Source organism: Natrinema sp. DC36 (genome assembly GCF_020405225.1).
Classification (GTDB): domain Archaea; phylum Halobacteriota; class Halobacteria; order Halobacteriales; family Natrialbaceae; genus Natrinema.
The window spans coordinates 169,059-184,032 of sequence record NZ_CP084474.1; the positions used below are offsets into that span (position 1 = coordinate 169,059).

General features: G+C 51.4%; 14 protein-coding genes and 2 pseudogenes. 7 read left to right on the forward strand and 9 right to left on the reverse strand.

Annotated features, from left to right (window positions below):
* Positions 1–468 precede the first annotated feature (468 nt).
* Positions 469–997 (reverse strand): annotated as a pseudogene (locus LDH74_RS23440) (transposase); the annotation flags it as partial.
* Between the two features lie 113 nt (positions 998–1,110).
* Between LDH74_RS23440 and LDH74_RS23445 the strand changes: the two are divergent.
* The gene (locus LDH74_RS23445; RefSeq protein WP_226042876.1) at positions 1,111–1,932 is read left to right on the forward strand and encodes an IS5 family transposase; all 822 of its coding nucleotides are present in this window, start codon (positions 1,111–1,113) and stop codon (positions 1,930–1,932) included.
* Positions 1,933–1,950: 18 nt separating this feature from the next.
* Here LDH74_RS23445 and LDH74_RS23450 read toward each other — a convergent pair whose 3' ends face one another.
* Positions 1,951–2,127, reverse strand: a complete 177-nt coding sequence (locus tag LDH74_RS23450; RefSeq protein ID WP_226042877.1) for a hypothetical protein — start codon at positions 2,125–2,127, stop codon at positions 1,951–1,953.
* 116 nt (positions 2,128–2,243) lie between these two features.
* The gene (locus tag LDH74_RS23455) at positions 2,244–2,651 is read right to left on the reverse strand and encodes a hypothetical protein (protein WP_226042878.1); all 408 of its coding nucleotides are present in this window, start codon (positions 2,649–2,651) and stop codon (positions 2,244–2,246) included.
* A gap of 115 nt (positions 2,652–2,766) precedes the next feature.
* Here LDH74_RS23455 and LDH74_RS23460 point away from each other — a divergent pair, with 115 nt between their 5' ends.
* Positions 2,767–3,183: a TRAM domain-containing protein gene (locus LDH74_RS23460; RefSeq protein WP_226042879.1), complete on the forward strand. Its 417-nt coding sequence runs from the start codon at positions 2,767–2,769 to the stop codon at positions 3,181–3,183.
* Between the two features lie 32 nt (positions 3,184–3,215).
* On the opposite strand, the gene LDH74_RS23465 is transcribed toward LDH74_RS23460, so the two are convergent.
* Entirely contained in the window at positions 3,216–3,884 is a 669-nt protein-coding gene (locus LDH74_RS23465) for an AIM24 family protein (protein ID WP_226043158.1), read from the reverse strand.
* Between the two features lie 198 nt (positions 3,885–4,082).
* Here LDH74_RS23465 and LDH74_RS23470 point away from each other — a divergent pair, with 198 nt between their 5' ends.
* Positions 4,083–4,286 carry a hypothetical protein gene (locus tag LDH74_RS23470; RefSeq protein WP_226042880.1) on the forward strand — a complete coding sequence of 68 codons (204 nt, stop codon included), beginning with the start codon at positions 4,083–4,085 and terminating at the stop codon, positions 4,284–4,286.
* Positions 4,287–4,680: 394 nt separating this feature from the next.
* Positions 4,681–5,073: a hypothetical protein gene (locus tag LDH74_RS23475; RefSeq protein ID WP_226042881.1), complete on the forward strand. Its 393-nt coding sequence runs from the start codon at positions 4,681–4,683 to the stop codon at positions 5,071–5,073.
* Between the two features lie 151 nt (positions 5,074–5,224).
* Here the strand turns inward: LDH74_RS23475 and LDH74_RS23480 are convergent, their stop codons facing one another.
* The gene (locus LDH74_RS23480; RefSeq protein WP_226042882.1) at positions 5,225–5,554 is read right to left on the reverse strand and encodes a hypothetical protein; all 330 of its coding nucleotides are present in this window, start codon (positions 5,552–5,554) and stop codon (positions 5,225–5,227) included.
* Between the two features lie 185 nt (positions 5,555–5,739).
* Between LDH74_RS23480 and LDH74_RS23485 the strand changes: the two genes are divergently transcribed.
* Together LDH74_RS23485 and LDH74_RS23490 are read left to right on the forward strand one after the other, a co-directional pair.
* On the forward strand, positions 5,740–6,015 hold the full coding sequence (locus tag LDH74_RS23485) for a PadR family transcriptional regulator (protein WP_226042883.1): 276 nt from the start codon (positions 5,740–5,742) through the stop codon (positions 6,013–6,015).
* Between the two features lie 520 nt (positions 6,016–6,535).
* A pseudogene (locus tag LDH74_RS23490) lies at positions 6,536–6,622 on the forward strand (radical SAM protein); the annotation flags it as partial.
* A 180-nt stretch (positions 6,623–6,802) separates the two neighbouring features.
* Here LDH74_RS23490 and LDH74_RS23495 read toward each other — a convergent pair.
* Together LDH74_RS23495 and LDH74_RS23500 are read right to left on the reverse strand one after the other, a co-directional pair.
* Complete coding sequence (locus tag LDH74_RS23495; protein WP_226042884.1) at positions 6,803–7,822, reverse strand: lysylphosphatidylglycerol synthase transmembrane domain-containing protein; 1,020 nt, start codon at positions 7,820–7,822, stop codon at positions 6,803–6,805.
* Positions 7,823–8,399: 577 nt separating this feature from the next.
* Positions 8,400–9,077: a DUF502 domain-containing protein gene (locus tag LDH74_RS23500; protein ID WP_226042885.1), complete on the reverse strand. Its 678-nt coding sequence runs from the start codon at positions 9,075–9,077 to the stop codon at positions 8,400–8,402.
* Between the two features lie 420 nt (positions 9,078–9,497).
* Here LDH74_RS23500 and LDH74_RS23505 point away from each other — a divergent pair, with 420 nt between their 5' ends.
* Positions 9,498–10,178: an IS6 family transposase gene (locus LDH74_RS23505; RefSeq protein ID WP_226043159.1), complete on the forward strand. Its 681-nt coding sequence runs from the start codon at positions 9,498–9,500 to the stop codon at positions 10,176–10,178.
* Positions 10,179–10,314: 136 nt separating this feature from the next.
* Here LDH74_RS23505 and LDH74_RS23510 read toward each other — a convergent pair whose 3' ends face one another.
* Positions 10,315–12,747 carry a cation-translocating P-type ATPase gene (locus LDH74_RS23510; protein ID WP_226042886.1) on the reverse strand — a complete coding sequence of 811 codons (2,433 nt, stop codon included), beginning with the start codon at positions 12,745–12,747 and terminating at the stop codon, positions 10,315–10,317.
* Positions 12,748–12,756: 9 nt separating this feature from the next.
* The gene (locus tag LDH74_RS23515; RefSeq protein ID WP_226042887.1) at positions 12,757–13,557 is read right to left on the reverse strand and encodes a sulfite exporter TauE/SafE family protein; all 801 of its coding nucleotides are present in this window, start codon (positions 13,555–13,557) and stop codon (positions 12,757–12,759) included.
* Positions 13,558–14,974: the final 1,417 nt, after the last annotated feature.

The following is a 14,974-nucleotide window of genomic DNA, read 5'->3' on the forward strand; positions in this document are numbered from 1 at the left end:
GTCATAGAGAAGGTGGTGAACTGTTCTATGACACCCTCGCAGGGAGAGTAAACGAGAACGTCGCTCCCTCGGGGAGTTCTTGGAGAAGCGTGTGCCAACTGGCGTTGAAGGGCATATAAGAGGGTTATTCAGCAGACGGACTAAACCATGCTCACAGAGGTAGCAGCGAGTGCACTACGGAATAGTGGATCGCTCGTAGAATGACTTGTCTGCAATCGAGCCGACTCTGTGCTCTCTCGGAGTAGTTGTGTTGGTGCAATCTGCTGCCCCACTATTTTGATTTAGGACCGGAAATACCAATAGTCTCCTGTGTATTTGTGCGGATACCGCTGATGGAGCGAGAGGACTTCGATGATACGGCACCCGGTGAAATCGTTCCCACGACGACCCCGAAGGGGACGTATTCGGCGTTCCGGCCTGACCCGCTTCCCCTCCTCAATCAGCACTGAGAGAGTGAACTACCCTACCCTATCGTTCGCCTGACGGCTCGCGCTTGAGGGGTTGGCTTCCTGCTTCCACGACGCGCTTTGCAGAGACGGACGTATCCACAGGGAGCGCAGTCTCCACAGGCGTTGATTCGGAGTGTCCCACTCCTACTTTCGTGATACCGCGAGAAAGGGTATTCCATGCAGCATTCGCGTCCCTATCCGCCGTGAAACCACAGGCGGGACAGGAGTGCTCGCGCACAACGGCTTATCGGTCGAAACGCCGCACGACGCGCATTCCTTCGTCGTTCCCGCCGGTTCGACGGCGACGAAGTGCGTCCCGTTCCACTCCCACTTGTATTCGAGTAGAGAGAGGAACGTTCGTCACGCGGCGGACGCCGTGTTTCGACTGTTCGACGGAGATTCGAGCATTTCCTTCACGTTCAGGTCTTCGACCGCCACGAGGTCGTACTCCCGACGTAGTATGCCGAGAGCTTGTGAAGGAAGCCCTGACGCTTTCGTTACAGGTCGGCGTGGCACTCCGCGACCCGACGGCGTTGCTTCTCGTAGTTGGTTCGAGATGAAGGCCTTGTCAAGTTTGCCTTCGAAGGGTTTCAGGGGTTATGAATTTCTGGCTCTGTTGAAATCCTCAGAGAGTTACATGTTCGCCGTGTAATCCTACGAGATGAAGGCCCTCCCGAAGTCGCAGATTCTCCGGTTTACTGAGAAGGCGATCCATCTGGCGCGTCGAGCGGTCTCTCGATACTCCTCGAAATTTTCCAAACACCGCTACACACTTCCTCAGCACGTTGTTCTGCTGTGTCTCAAAGTTCGAAAGAACACAACCTATCGTGGCCTGCTTGATGAGCTGATCGAGATGCCACGTATCCGTCGTGTTATCGGACTAGCTGAACTTCCTACGCCATCAACGCTCTGTAAGGCGTTCAATCGACTTGACATGGCTGTCTGGCGTGTCATGTTGACTCTCTCAGCGACGTTACTTCCGACGAGCGGCGTTGTTGGGATTGATGCGTCAGGGTTCGACCGCAGTCACGCTTCGAAACACTATACGAAACGCGCTGAACTCACGATTCAACAGCTCAAAGTGACACTACTGGTCGATGCGAAGGTGAATGCAATTCTCGATCTCCATGTGACGACGACACGAAAACACGATAGCCAGATCGCCCCGTCGTTGATCAAGCGCAATCCCGAGAGTATCGATATTCTGCTTGATGACAAAGGCTACGACGATCAGAAAATTAGACGACTTGCCCATCATCACGAGATTCGCCCACTGGTCAAGCATCGTGAGTTCACATCGCTCCACAAGGCATGGAACACTCGCTTAGACACTGATCTCTATGGCCAGCGGAGTCAGTCCGAGACCGTCAACTCGACACTCAAGCGAAAGTACGGTGCGTTCGTCCGGTCACGACGCTGGTGGAAACAGTTTCGTGAACTCACTATCGCCTGTCTTACTCATAACGTAGATCGATCACTCTGAACGGTCAATACAAGAGAGCTATTCACTAACGATGTTCTCGATAATGGCGGTTCCTGCGACGTAGACAGGGAGCATGAACAGAATCATCAGAACAGGAATCACGATGAACACAGGTGTATTCCCATCCCCTGTTTCGTAAACAAGCGCAGCTAACAGAAACGCAATCAGAGCTAGGAGCAATTCAGTGCGATCCATATCGGCACAACAGTATCGAGCTGTGTTATGATTTCGGTGTGTACGCAGTTTTCGTGACCGGCTGTTTCAGACAAAAATGTGTCTGAAGAATAGGATTTCAACAGAGCCGAATTTCTCTATTGGGGAGATCCGGATCCAGCCTCAAGTGAGGTAACTGGTTCTTCGTAGTCTGTTTCTCCGCACCAGTAGCAGTTGTCTAGGCGGCAGTCACTCATGGTTACTGCATCACAGTTCTGGCATTGATCCAGTTCTTCCTCGAGGCCTATATCCTCTTCTGGGATGACGGTGGTGATTGAGTCATTATCTGAGACAAGAAAGACAGCACTGGTTTCTTGGTTCCAGAGTTCTCGGTTGTAGCCTCCAGAGAGGTTGATTCGGACACTGTTATCGATGTGTTTCTTCTTTCGATCCTCAGAAAGTTGGATCCGCATAGTCCAGCGGAGTTTTACGTGTTCTGTGATTCGGTAATCCTTCCCGTTCTTGTTGATGTAGTTAATCGGTTTATCATCCTCTTGGTGACTCAAGAAACTCTATAGTATAATTTTCAAAACCTGCTTTTAAAACTCATCTCCGAGGAGAGGCTCACCGGTAGAACCAAGAGGTTCTTCCACACTTTCTACTGGAAAGAGGTTCTCTCTGATGGAAGTACCAGACCAACTACTGTGCCTGTTCAGCACCCAACTGAAGGAAGAGGACGGTAATTATATCATCGAAGTACCAGCTCGAGAGATTTCTAAAGGTCAAGTGGAACCTGGCCAAATCCATCGTGTAGCGGTAATCCAGACCCAGACCTCAAAGACGGAAGATCGATCTCACCAGCAGAGCCGGGTACAAGATGAAAGCGAACCTAAGCCACCTGTTGAGGAAGGTGAGCAGCGAACTGTTGTCATCGAGGATCTCGGTGATCAAGGTGATGGGATTACTCGGGTCGAACGTGGCTATGTTATCATCGTCCCAGGCACCGAACCAAGCGAACGGGTAACAATCAAAATCAAAAACATCCGTGACAACGTCGCCTTCGGAGAAGTCATTAAGCGGTACGACAACCACGAATAATCGTCATTCGAAAACGGTGGTCCTCTCGTCGATTATTGACCCTGATTTCGGGCACCCTCCTCGTGAGGCTGGACGACCACGAATCCATCTGAGCCAGTAAACTCCATCTGTATTGCTTCCCCGGATGTCTGGCCGATTTCAAATGTCTTGTTTGCGGTGACCGATGGCGAAAGGTTGGTGCTCCATGCAACGGTTGCATCCGGATCGGTGAAGACGGGTGGTGTCACCACCAATGGATCCCCGTGAGTCGAGATCGCTATCTCGCCAGGGCCAGTGAGGGAGACGTTCGTCAGCCCGCCCGCGGGCACTCCCAAGAGACTGCCAATCGTGTTAATTTCGTAGTCGATGGTGGACTCAAACGCAAGGACGTCGTTCCCATTGACCGAGATCGACTCATCCTCATCAAGTTCAAGGACCTGGATTTTCTTGCCCTGCTCAGCGATGTAGAGATGACCGCTTCCCTCGGCCTCCATGACCGGTGTCCCTTCACTGCTTACTGCATCTTTTACGAAACCGGTGATACCGCCTTCGGGCGACGACTTCCCCGTGAAGGTAACGTCGCCAGTATATGCGATCATTGAGCCGGCTTTGATCATCACCTCTCCATCAAGAGGGATGTCTAGAAGCCGCTTGTTTTCTTTCTGGAATCCCTCTCCTCCTTCCATCGGGGCATTAGATTTTGAAAACCCATCTAGTTTCATGGAAATAAAGGGTCGTTTTATGGACGACTCATGCATACTGTCAGCGGGTTATACTTGAAAGTAGGGTCCAGTAGATGGCGTGATTTCTTTCTTCAAAAATGCTCGCGAAACCCGCGGCAAGTATAGGAGGTGTACATATTGTTCTGTCAGATGATCTACTCTCAGAAAAGCTTTATATGTAGAAACTCTAATAGTAGTATGGCTACTGCTGAAACGACAGAACTGGGGAATCTCGCCTACCTAATACTCACGTTAATTGGTGCCGTGATGCTCGCAAACGGCGTCTATATGTTCATCGGTCCCGAGACGTATCTTGCAACAGCTATCGGATTTGTGGTCGGAGGGTGTGTTTTCTTTGCGTCAATGCTACTCTATTACCGAATCTACCTCCAAAATAACTGATAAGTTCGCATCTGTAGTTACCGCTCAGTACAGAACGTGATTCCACCACTATTTCAATACGCAAACACCGCTACGAACCCGAATATAACTAACATCACACCAACGAACCGCATGGACCAGACGCCTCCTTTCGTGGGGGTCGGGTCGCTAGCGTGAAAATTCCGTATTCGAGCTAAGGTCTCTGGAAATAACAGAAATGGGACGCCAAGAGCCGCTACAAGAAGACCAGCACCAAGACTTTCCAGAGACACCATCTTGGGTCGGAATTTGGCATGGTTGGCCATAAACATTCTGACACCGTGTCGTGTTAGATTCGCGAACAGAGCAGCATCGTAAGTACTCACAGCCCCGAATCCCCGAAAGTTATTCCTTGACAGACACCTATCACCATAGTATGAAAACGGTTCAGTCAAGCCAAATGGGGCAATTAATCTTCTTTGTATCGCTTGCTACAATGGCTTTCCTCAGTGCAATACGTCTCATTCAGTATGACTCAGTTCCGTGGAAATTGGTCGCGGTATTTGCTATCGGAACTGCTCTACTCGTTGGACCTGTTTCATGGACTGCCCGGAATCGGCTTCCTGAGGAGCGCCGTGAGAATCTTGTTTATATCGCAGCTGCCATCGCACTACTCTGCGCTCCAGTCATACTTGGCCTTGGACTTATCTTTGATAACCTGATGCTTTTTATTGATGCTGGTGCACTCGGCAGTATCGTGGGCTTTGCAGTCGCATTACTTGTCGAGCAGCTAATTGTTCCTAAGCGGCTTCATGGGTCCGCTCAATAGACAGATGCAGTCCCCAAATCGGGCGTTTCAGCTCCGTATCTGATTCTGAATAAGAACTCGAATTACCAACTGATAATTTCGTGACCGGGACACCCGAAGGTGTAACTGGTCAGATGGAGAGTAACAGAATCTCTATGAGCCAGTCTGCTCTTTACCGTTCAGGGACTCCGTAATCGACGTGAACGGTCGGCGTACTCGGTGACTCCGGTGCCTCCACACCATTCCAATCTACAAGGTGAATGTTTGCTAACTCACCAGAGAACCGGAACCGCTGCACATTAGAATCAATTGAACCCTCTACTGCTGAATCCGTGACAATCGTAGCTTCCTCAAGTGGATTATCAGCCATCATTTCGATCTTATCAGCAACTGCGATCTCAAAATTCGAGGGTACACCACGACCAACAATCGTTACAAGGTTCGGTAGTTGTCTATCATCTGCTGAACTGCTTTCGTTTTCTGCTTGAGTATCGCGTGTCATACCCCGACAACTCGAGTATCTCCGTATAAGCTTTCTTGTCGGAAAAACAGTAGGATGATGAGAAATTCTAGAATCCTAAAATGCGGAGACAACAGAACGGATTTTGGAACCTTTTCTGTACTGTAAGACCCGGGAAAAGCATGTACAAGGGTGATAACAATTAGTCTGGTAAGTGGGAATGACGTATGGACAATCTGACCGGCTTCCAACGCGATCTCCTGTACGTGATCGCTGGGAGTGACGAGCCCTCAGGCCAAGACGTGAAAGATGAGGTAGAGCAGTACTATAACAGCGAAATTAACCATGGCCGGCTCTATCCTAACCTCGACACACTTGTCAACCAAGAGTTAGTCGAAAAAGGGCAGCTGGACCGGCGGACAAATTACTACGCTATTACGGATGCTGGACAAGAGGAGATTGAGGACCGCCGTGAATGGGAAGAACAGTACATTGATCTCTAAGAACCTCTTGTCTTGTGAAGTGGCGAATGACTCTATTTCACCCATCTGCCGTGATATAAAAATATCTCACCATTACACTTGTGAACATAACGTAGCGTATCCTGTCCGCTTGATGGTCATTGTGGGTGTGGTGATGACAGTGTAGAAATTCACCGCAATCATAATTTATACAGATAGGACTAAAGTTATCGACTGTGATTAAATGTTTCTCCCTGATCGTCATCCGGATGTCGCGCGTCAAAGGGACCTATGAAGAGCGTTGACCGTGACAACGCTGCCAGCCGGAATACGTAGGAGATAAGCAGTACAAATGGAGTAAGTGCGATTGATACCGCTCCACTGACGAACAGAAGTTGCTTTTCAAAGCCAAATATCTGTCCGGGAAAGACAGATGGAGTGTAAATTTGAGCCGTGCAGTACGTGATGAGGATAGCTGGCAAGCCAGTATACAAGAGTGCCTCGGAGGGATTGCACCTTCTCCGAGATCGTAAACCGTAGTACTGCCGAGACCATTTCGAATCTCAACAGCCTTCCCCAAGTTCGGAAGGTGCGACGGCAAGCATCGGGGGCCGTGGACGCCCCGACCGTGACCCACGACGCCGTTTGAGGCTATCAGACCGATGGTGTCGCGGGAGTATCCGACTAATCCACGGGAAGCCTCGGGGCTTGACCCCGAGGCGGTTCACTTGGAAATTCGTGCTAAGTATAGGCCGTAGGCTTACTACTCAGTGTGGGGCAGAGATATCTCAGTTGTTCTGGAATTGCAGGCGTCAACATAACAGTCGGATCATCGAAACGCTCGAATACCAAACGCTGACACTGATACGCCGCCAATTACGACCGGCATCCAGTAGATTGCACCGCGGAAAATGAGCACAGCCGCGGTGATCGCCGACGCCTCAATGCCGGTAATTGGGACGAGTAACGCCACGAACGCAGCCTCAATAGCCGCGAGCCCACCTGGAAGCGGAGTTGACCCGGCAAGGTTCGCCAATGGAATCACGAACAAGAGTACATACGGTGGCACGCTGTAGCCAAGCGCGGCGAACGCGGCCATGAGCGCCGCCGTCTGAAAGAGCCAGCCACACAGCGACAGGCCGACGACGGTGGCAAGTCGCCACCGATCCGTCGCCACGCGTTCGATGTTCTCGAAGAACCGCCCCATCCGGTCGGCGATGTCTTCCTCGAGGGTCTCGGACTCGAAGCGCTCGAGCCTGAGCTTACTGAGTCGGGGTGCGATGATGCCGGGAAGCCGGTCGATGATCGTTTGGTGGTACCGCCACACCAGCACCATGACGATAACAATCACCGCGATTAGCGCGACTGCCGAGCCGACGGCCGTTGCGAGGCGGTCACCAAGTGCGGTGGTAGTCGCGTAGTAGCTGACGCCGACGAAAATAAGTGAAATGGACGGAACAACGTTGAGAACGTCGACGGTCGCAATGCCGACGAGACCGGTTTCGTAGCGGGAATCGGAGACTTTCGAAATGAGTAGTGCCGCGACCGGTTCGCCGCCCGCCTGCCCAAACGGGGTGACGTTGTTCGCAAAGACGGCACCGGCGTAGACGAAGAACGACGTGCCAGCCGTGATGTCGACGCCAAGAGTGGCGAGAACAGTGCGTAACATCAGACTCCAGGCAGCCAGCCAGCAGAGCGCGAGTAGGAAGGTCACGGTGACCAGCGACAGATCCGCCGACAACAACGAGTCAATAACGTTCTGTGCTCCCACTACAAATAACAGGATAGTAAAGACTGCGAGCGCTCCGAGAGCACCGATAAGAACTGCGTGTCGGTCTCGCTCGCTCATAATAGATACGGATCACTTAGAAACTTGAATGGTTTGATTGCATCCAATCGTGGAGTGGGCAGATTGCGCCGGGAATCCTCGTTTTGATTTCTCATTTCGATGGATCTCTACTTGCTTTTGAGAGTGTATTGTCTCACGTAATATGACAGGAGATAAAGGGGAATGCTGCTCAATGTAGGCGAATCATTGTGGGGAAACTTCGTAGACAGTCATGTTCTCGCACTCTCGGATCGTTGCAGGCTTATCTGGTCAGCGAACGACGGTCCCCAACCATCATCGTCGCGGGGCTCACTACCCTACTTGAAATTTGGATCGGGGTAGCACCGTATGTCCTCGGTGTTACTCGAGAACTGGTCATCGGGACCAACAGTATTGCCGGGGGCCCTTATCGTGGTCCTCTCTCTAACTGGAGTGAACGGAAGCTTTCAGACGTCGAAGGTGTCGAATATCATATCAACAGGCATGTAGCACCCGTGAACATCATACGGGGACGGCCATAAGACCGCTAAGCGAACGGGACGATGATTGATATGGCGCGCACATCGCGTTCTGATCCGAGAGAAGCGTACTTTCGTTGTTAGTCGTTGGTCCTGCTCGGCTTCGCTTCGTCGGTGGAGATGTCGGCATCCATACCGCGATGGTTTGCGTCACCGAACCCACCGCTGAGCACGCGCGTCAGTGCGTCTTCGACATTTTCATCAAGGTCGACGATCTCGCTGGGTTCGACTTCGACGACGTAGCCCGTCGTGATGTTCGGCGAGGTGGGCAAGAATAAGACTTCACGGCCGTCGTCAGTCACCTTGCCGGTCTTGAAGGCCGTCATCCGTAGCCCTTCCCAGGTCTCGATCTTGACCGGCTTCTGGAGCGATTCCTGCTCGCCGAAGGCCGTCTCAGCGACCATCTTCGAGGCGTTGTAGACGAGTCGGATCACGGGCACCTGATTCGCCAGGTTGTCGACGAGTCGTTCGACCAGCCCACCGATGGTCGTCCGCATAAGATACCCGGTCGAAAATATCAGGATGGCAAACACAGTCAGCGCGGTGATTACGCGGAGAAATCGGGCCATTTGCTCGCGTGTTTGCTCAGCCGACGCGCTTGAGCCCGAAATGAGCGTCTCGAGTGTGTCGGCGTTAAGAATTAGCCCCGGTGTCAGACCGGCGGCCAGTCCATAGAGCCAATAGATAACGTAGAGCGTGATGAGAATGGGACCGAGGACGACGATCCCACTTGCAAAATCCCGTTTCCACGATGCCATGTCCTGAAACTCACACTACTGGCTAATGAGCCCTTCTCTTTCTCGTATTTCCGTCAATAGTAACACTCAGTTCCGTCTGACAGAGACGTTTGAAGTCGTCGGCTCTGTTGAAAAGCTTAGAATATGATAGGTTGGCCCCCTCTGCGGTAAGTACAGACAGTCAGAGTATCACGTTAGCCAGACCGTGAAAATCTCGTTTCAATCGTATTTTCGTGAGTTGAGTTCCACCAGAAGCCACTGAGACCGAAGACGGTCTGAACGACTGCGATGGCGGCTATTAGGGCCTTTCCTTGGTAGATGGCCCCGATCGTTACCCCCGTAAAGAGCAGGCCGTATCCCAAGAGAAGCCAACGATTGTCCATATTGGCACTGTCTAGTTGAGCCAGTTTGAGAAGTGAGCAGGTCGTACTGTTGAGTTGGTTGATGCTCGCAGACCTGCTCAGCGAGAGCTACGAGGCGGATTTAGAAGAATCTTGGGAGAACGAGCGGACGGCGACGCCCGTCAGGGCGTTCGCCGTCCGCCTCCATCAGACCGGTTGTTCGCTTCGAGAGACAACAACGATTCTCGCTGAATTAGGCGTTGAACGCTCTCACGGTGCGGTTTGGAACTGGGTACATCGACTGGCTGACAGCGGACGCGACCCGCCGACGGCATCGCCGTCGCGGGTCGCTGTTGACGAGACTGCTGTCAAGATTAACGGCGAATGGTCTTGGCTGTACGCTGCAATAGACATCGAGACAAAGTTGATTCTCGATGTCGCGTTATTTGGTCGGCACGGTACCGATCCGGCAGCTGCGTTTCTGCATGGACTCCGCGAGAAACACGATCTCTCAGATGCTGAGTTTCTCGTCGATCAATTCGGCTATCGGACTGCCCTCTCTCGATTAGGATTAAGCGGTCGGACCAACTATACCGAGCGAAACCTGATCGAAAAGTGGTTTCACACCCTCAAAATGCGGATCGACCGCTTCCATAATTCATGGGTAGGCAGTCGGACGAGCGTTCGAGAGTGGCTTGAACAATTCGTGCATTACTACAATCACCAGAGACCGCATCAATCTCTCGGAGGAAAAACGCCGGTTGAGAAGGTGCAGAACTAGACAGTGACTCCATATTATTAATATCACGACCTACCCCATTACTGTTTCGACGATAGTACGTTCGCACCTTCAGTGAGCGGCTGTTTCATACTATGCTATATCTGGAAAATAGAATGTCAATAGAGCCGCAGGTTCCTCATTCATCCTCTGGGAGCAGCGCCCGGGTCGAATTAGTGACGACCAGCAAGCTGCTCGTACCCATCGCAAGTGCGGCGAAGAGCGGATTCAAGAGGCCAAGCACGGCTAAAGGAATTGCGATGGCGTTGTAACAGAATGCCCACCCAATATTCCCTTTTACGCGTCGGTTCGTCGCTTGAGCGAGATCGAAGACGGTTTCGACAGACGAGAGATCATCGTCGACGAGGGCGACGTCCGCGGCATCGGCGGCCATCGCGGTACCACCACCGAGCGCGATGCCGAGATCAGCGGCGGCTAACGCCGGTGCGTCGTTGGTGCCATCACCGATCATGACTGTTCGCCCAGCCCTGTTGAACCGTTTGACAGTCTCAGCTTTTCCTTCCGGAGGGACGCCTGCAAACACCTCGTCGACGGCAGCATGCTCACGAAAACTCTCCGCCGCTCGAGCGTCGTCTCCGGTGAGTACAATGACCTCCCTTTCGCCACTCGAAATCGCGGTCAGCGTCTCATCCCAATTCGCTCGCAGTTCGTCACCGACGACGATAACACCCTTGGCAGTCCCGTCGCGACCGACAGCAACCGGAACCCGACCCGTTTCGCGGCTGTCGGCAATATACTCGGCAACGCCCGCGGGAACGTCCCAGCCGTGATCACGGAAGAGATTTGGGTGGCCGACGAGGATCTTGTCTCCGTCTACGACACCCGTAACGCCGGTCCGGTGACTGTCAAAGGATTCGACGCGGTCGTCTGCCGAACTGGTGTTCGAGACGGATTCGGCTGTGCCGCCGTCAGAGACCGTCCGTTCGGCGGCAATCGCTTCCCCAACTGGATGTGACGACCTCCCCTCGAGGAGCGCAGCCTTTTCGAATAAGTCCGCCTTCAGGTCGGTGTTGGCGACAGTCATCTCACCCGTCGTCAGTGTGCCTGTCTTGTCGAAAATGACAGTGTCCGCGTCGCGGATTCGCTCGAACACGCTGTCGTCGAAGACGACAATTGAGCGCTCTAGCGCGTCACGGATCCCCGCGGCAACTGCGAGCGGTGTCGCCAATCCGAGTGCACAGGGACAGGAAACGATTAACACCGTGAGGCCGACAAGAAGGGCAGAGACTCCGTTACCGAGCAGGAGATACACACCTGTGACGATAACTGCAAGGACGAGAACAACCGGCACGAAAATCGTCGCCAGTTTGTCCGCGAGTTTCTGAATACCATGGGAGCCACTCTGGAGGTCCCAGACGAGTTCGGCGATCCGATCGAGGCTGTTCGTTGCGTTCTCTCCGACACGGACGGTTACCGCACCATTGGTCACCATTGAGCCGCCGACTACGGTATCGCCATTAGTTTTCTGTACAGGAAGGGATTCGCCAGTAACAATTGCTTCGTCGACAGCTGCGTCGCTATTGATAACTTCACCATCGACGGGGATTCGTTCTCCAGGCCGGACAAGCACACGGTCACTAACCTCGAGTTCATCGACTGTGACATCTTCGTATTCACCATCCTCACAAATTCGACGGACTTCATCGACTTGGATGGATGTGAGATCAGAGAGGCGCTCAGTTGCCTGTTGCTTGATTGTCGACTCATAATAATTTCCTGCCGTGACAATGACGATAATAGCGACTGTAACATCATAATAAATGTGTTCACCGCCAAATACGATTGAGAGCGTACTGTAAACGTACGCGCTCATGGCTGCAATCGCGATGAGCAGATCCATATTCGGAGACCGCGTCCGAACGCTAACGTATGCCCCCTGCAGGATCGGCTTTCCCGTTATAGCCAGAATAATTGTCGTGAGTGCCGCGATAACGACGTAAAACGGCGTGGCAACGGAACTCGCGAGAGCTGTTTCGAAGAACTCTGCGGTACGATCATCATAAAATAGTCCGCCAAAATATGTCGGATAAATAATAACAAGATACTGTAGCATCACCGACATGCCCATAAGGACGCCGACAGCAACTCGCCCCATCTCCCAATCGTTTGCCCTTCGGCGACTGAATGCATCGTCGCGGGAGTATGCACTATAGCCGAGTCCACTTATCTCGTCTTGAAGATCTGCTTCTGAGACAATATTTGGATCATGATCGATTCGAACTGTATCGGTGATATAACTCGACTTCGCATCACTGACACCCTCAACTGCGGTTGCAGCTGACTCGATGAACGCCTCGCAGGTTGCACAATGCATCCCGTCGACTTCCAGAAACGTTGCTTCATGGTCTGGCGGGGTTTCCCGATTAGACTGTGATTCGTCTCGAGTACGACGAACATCTTCTGCCTCGATATCGTCAATGTCGCCGAGTGCGTTATAGACATCGCGACAACCGAGACAACAAAATGGGTTCCCATCATCGACAATATCGCTCCCTTCTACGGGGAGGTCGCAGAGTTTGCAGCCGGTTTCGGTCGTACTATTGTTGGTCATTTTAGTCTATTATGTGTTCGAGTTGGCATTCACACTTGCTATCTCAAGTCCGTCGTAAAACGGTAATCCAGGGTGTGGCAGGTGAATACCTAGGCTCATCAACCCATGGGCAAGCAGGACATATCCGAGGACGACGAACGCAACTCCAAGCAGTCGATGCACTCGTTGGCGGTGAACCACGTCGACGGCGTCGATGACAGTTCCATATGCGAAGACGGCAGGAATTGTTCCGAGTCCAAGTGCGCCAAGTGCAAGTGCGCCGCCGGCAGGTGAGCCAATTGCAAACGCGTACAGAAACGCTGGATAAAGGATTGGGCATGGTAGCAGTCCATGAACTGCACCGAGTCCGACAATACCCGGACTGTTCGCAAGACGATCAACGCGTGTCGCAAGCCAGCTCGATATGCGCTCAAGTCCAGGCAAGTGAATACCACCGGTTGTTCTGCCCAGTAAATAATATATTCCAATGATCATGACGAGGCCACCAATGACTAAACCGACACCGCCGCGGACGAACTCAACAAGAGACGAGAACGAGGCGGTCGTCACGAACAACGTACTGCCGAGTGCGCCAAACACTGCGCCAAGAAGAGTGTAACTCAACGTTCGCCCGATATTGAACAGTGCATGTTGACGCACTTCATAGGTTGTGAGATGGCTTTTTCGACCGATGTTTGATGTGCCGTCATCCATCTGGCTTGCATAAATGGTGACGAGTGGGCCACACATTCCGATACAGTGTGCTCCAGCGAGGATACCGATCGCGAGAAATAATAGCACATCAATGCCAAGGAGTGAGAAAGGATCCATACCTATATAATTAGCAAGTGGTACTGGTCAAACTATCTACTCCAAGTGGTAATGGATTTCGACTCAGCTCCATCAGGTCTTTCTCGTGAAGTATTCCTGAATTGCGTTTCAGCCAGTGATACGACCATTGTTGTTATATTTGACAACCGTGATAAATTCCACCACTTATTTAATAAGACACGTTGATGAGTGGCTGGAGTTACACCAAATACTTAGTTGGTATATTATTCATAGTTATGGTACGACAGTCGAAATCCCTCCACAGTCATGGCAGTTAAGAAGTGGATTTGATAGAGAAAAGCTACAGATCATCTACACTTCTATAGTGAGGGTACGGAATTCCACTCCGAAATATTGTAACTGATTAATGACCTGCCGACGTGATGTTGAGACCAACGATGCCAATCACACCAATGAATGAAAATTAAAGAAAGATAACTAGTTTGCCAAACAAGATCATCCAGGTCTGTTGAAATCCTCTTCACGCCTCACGATTTGCCAAGAAGCCCGGTTCCAATCGGATCCGCGAAAACCAGTGAAAAGAGTCGCTCTCCCCAATGCCACTTCTGAAGGATTTCAATACCTCTGAGACTTCTCCCCCAACTGTTCGGGATGAAGTTCCTGCTCAATCCCCGTTGACGCAACCACGTTTTTCTATTACTCTTCTTCTGAATCGGTTGGATTAGCAGGTCCGGCCCCAATTGCGTTTAGCTCTCCGTTGAGTTCTGCAATCAACTGACCGGTCGGACTCTCGAGGTTAATTATAAGGCTGTTACAGTTCCACCTACAAATCTGAACCGGATTTATTCGGATAGCCCTATATCATTCGTACGTGAGATATGGATATGAGCCAAACAGTTTACCCTGATCAACAGACCGCTAAAATTATGATCATGGTCGTCGGTCTTCAAATTTCAGTACTTGGTGTTCAATTTTCTGATTATCTGTTATTACTAGGGGCCGCTCTCACATTTTCCGTAGTTGTGGAACAGGCCCTGTTTTAGATAGGTACATCTGTGCACTATCTTCTAATATTTGATAAAAGGCATCCTCTTCCCCCAAATATAAAGACTTCTCCAACTCATCTAACAATTGTAATGAGATATCCCACCCTTCGCAGTCCAAAAGGATTTGGAGACATATTCCTAATCCTCCTCGGATTTATTGCTCTACTTTGGATTGCCATCCAAGCATTCGATAATATACACGCTCGTCGCATCTATGTACTTGGAGCATTCACCATGCTTGGTTGGGCAGGTTGGGCGATATTATCGATACTCGAAGTCAGTACAGAGGAGAGAGACAAATAGAACCGATTCTGCTTTGAATTTTATGAGAGTTAAGCCGACTCTGTGTCCCCGATGCGGTGTTCGCAATTCACATCAATCCTTCTTCACAACTGGTGGTGGGTGGCGAA

Coding starts and splice junctions, on each gene's coding strand:
- LDH74_RS23445 (WP_226042876.1), top strand. CDS start 1,111: ATGAAGGCCCTCCCGAAGTCGCAGATTCTCCGGTTTACTGAGAAGGCG.
- LDH74_RS23450 (WP_226042877.1), bottom strand. CDS start 2,127: ATGGATCGCACTGAATTGCTCCTAGCTCTGATTGCGTTTCTGTTAGCT.
- LDH74_RS23460 (WP_226042879.1), top strand. CDS start 2,767: ATGGAAGTACCAGACCAACTACTGTGCCTGTTCAGCACCCAACTGAAG.
- LDH74_RS23465 (WP_226043158.1), bottom strand. CDS start 3,884: ATGAAACTAGATGGGTTTTCAAAATCTAATGCCCCGATGGAAGGAGGA.
- LDH74_RS23470 (WP_226042880.1), top strand. CDS start 4,083: ATGGCTACTGCTGAAACGACAGAACTGGGGAATCTCGCCTACCTAATA.
- LDH74_RS23475 (WP_226042881.1), top strand. CDS start 4,681: ATGAAAACGGTTCAGTCAAGCCAAATGGGGCAATTAATCTTCTTTGTA.
- LDH74_RS23480 (WP_226042882.1), bottom strand. CDS start 5,554: ATGACACGCGATACTCAAGCAGAAAACGAAAGCAGTTCAGCAGATGAT.
- LDH74_RS23485 (WP_226042883.1), top strand. CDS start 5,740: ATGGACAATCTGACCGGCTTCCAACGCGATCTCCTGTACGTGATCGCT.
- LDH74_RS23495 (WP_226042884.1), bottom strand. CDS start 7,822: ATGAGCGAGCGAGACCGACACGCAGTTCTTATCGGTGCTCTCGGAGCG.
- LDH74_RS23500 (WP_226042885.1), bottom strand. CDS start 9,077: ATGGCATCGTGGAAACGGGATTTTGCAAGTGGGATCGTCGTCCTCGGT.
- LDH74_RS23510 (WP_226042886.1), bottom strand. CDS start 12,747: ATGACCAACAATAGTACGACCGAAACCGGCTGCAAACTCTGCGACCTC.
- LDH74_RS23515 (WP_226042887.1), bottom strand. CDS start 13,557: ATGGATCCTTTCTCACTCCTTGGCATTGATGTGCTATTATTTCTCGCG.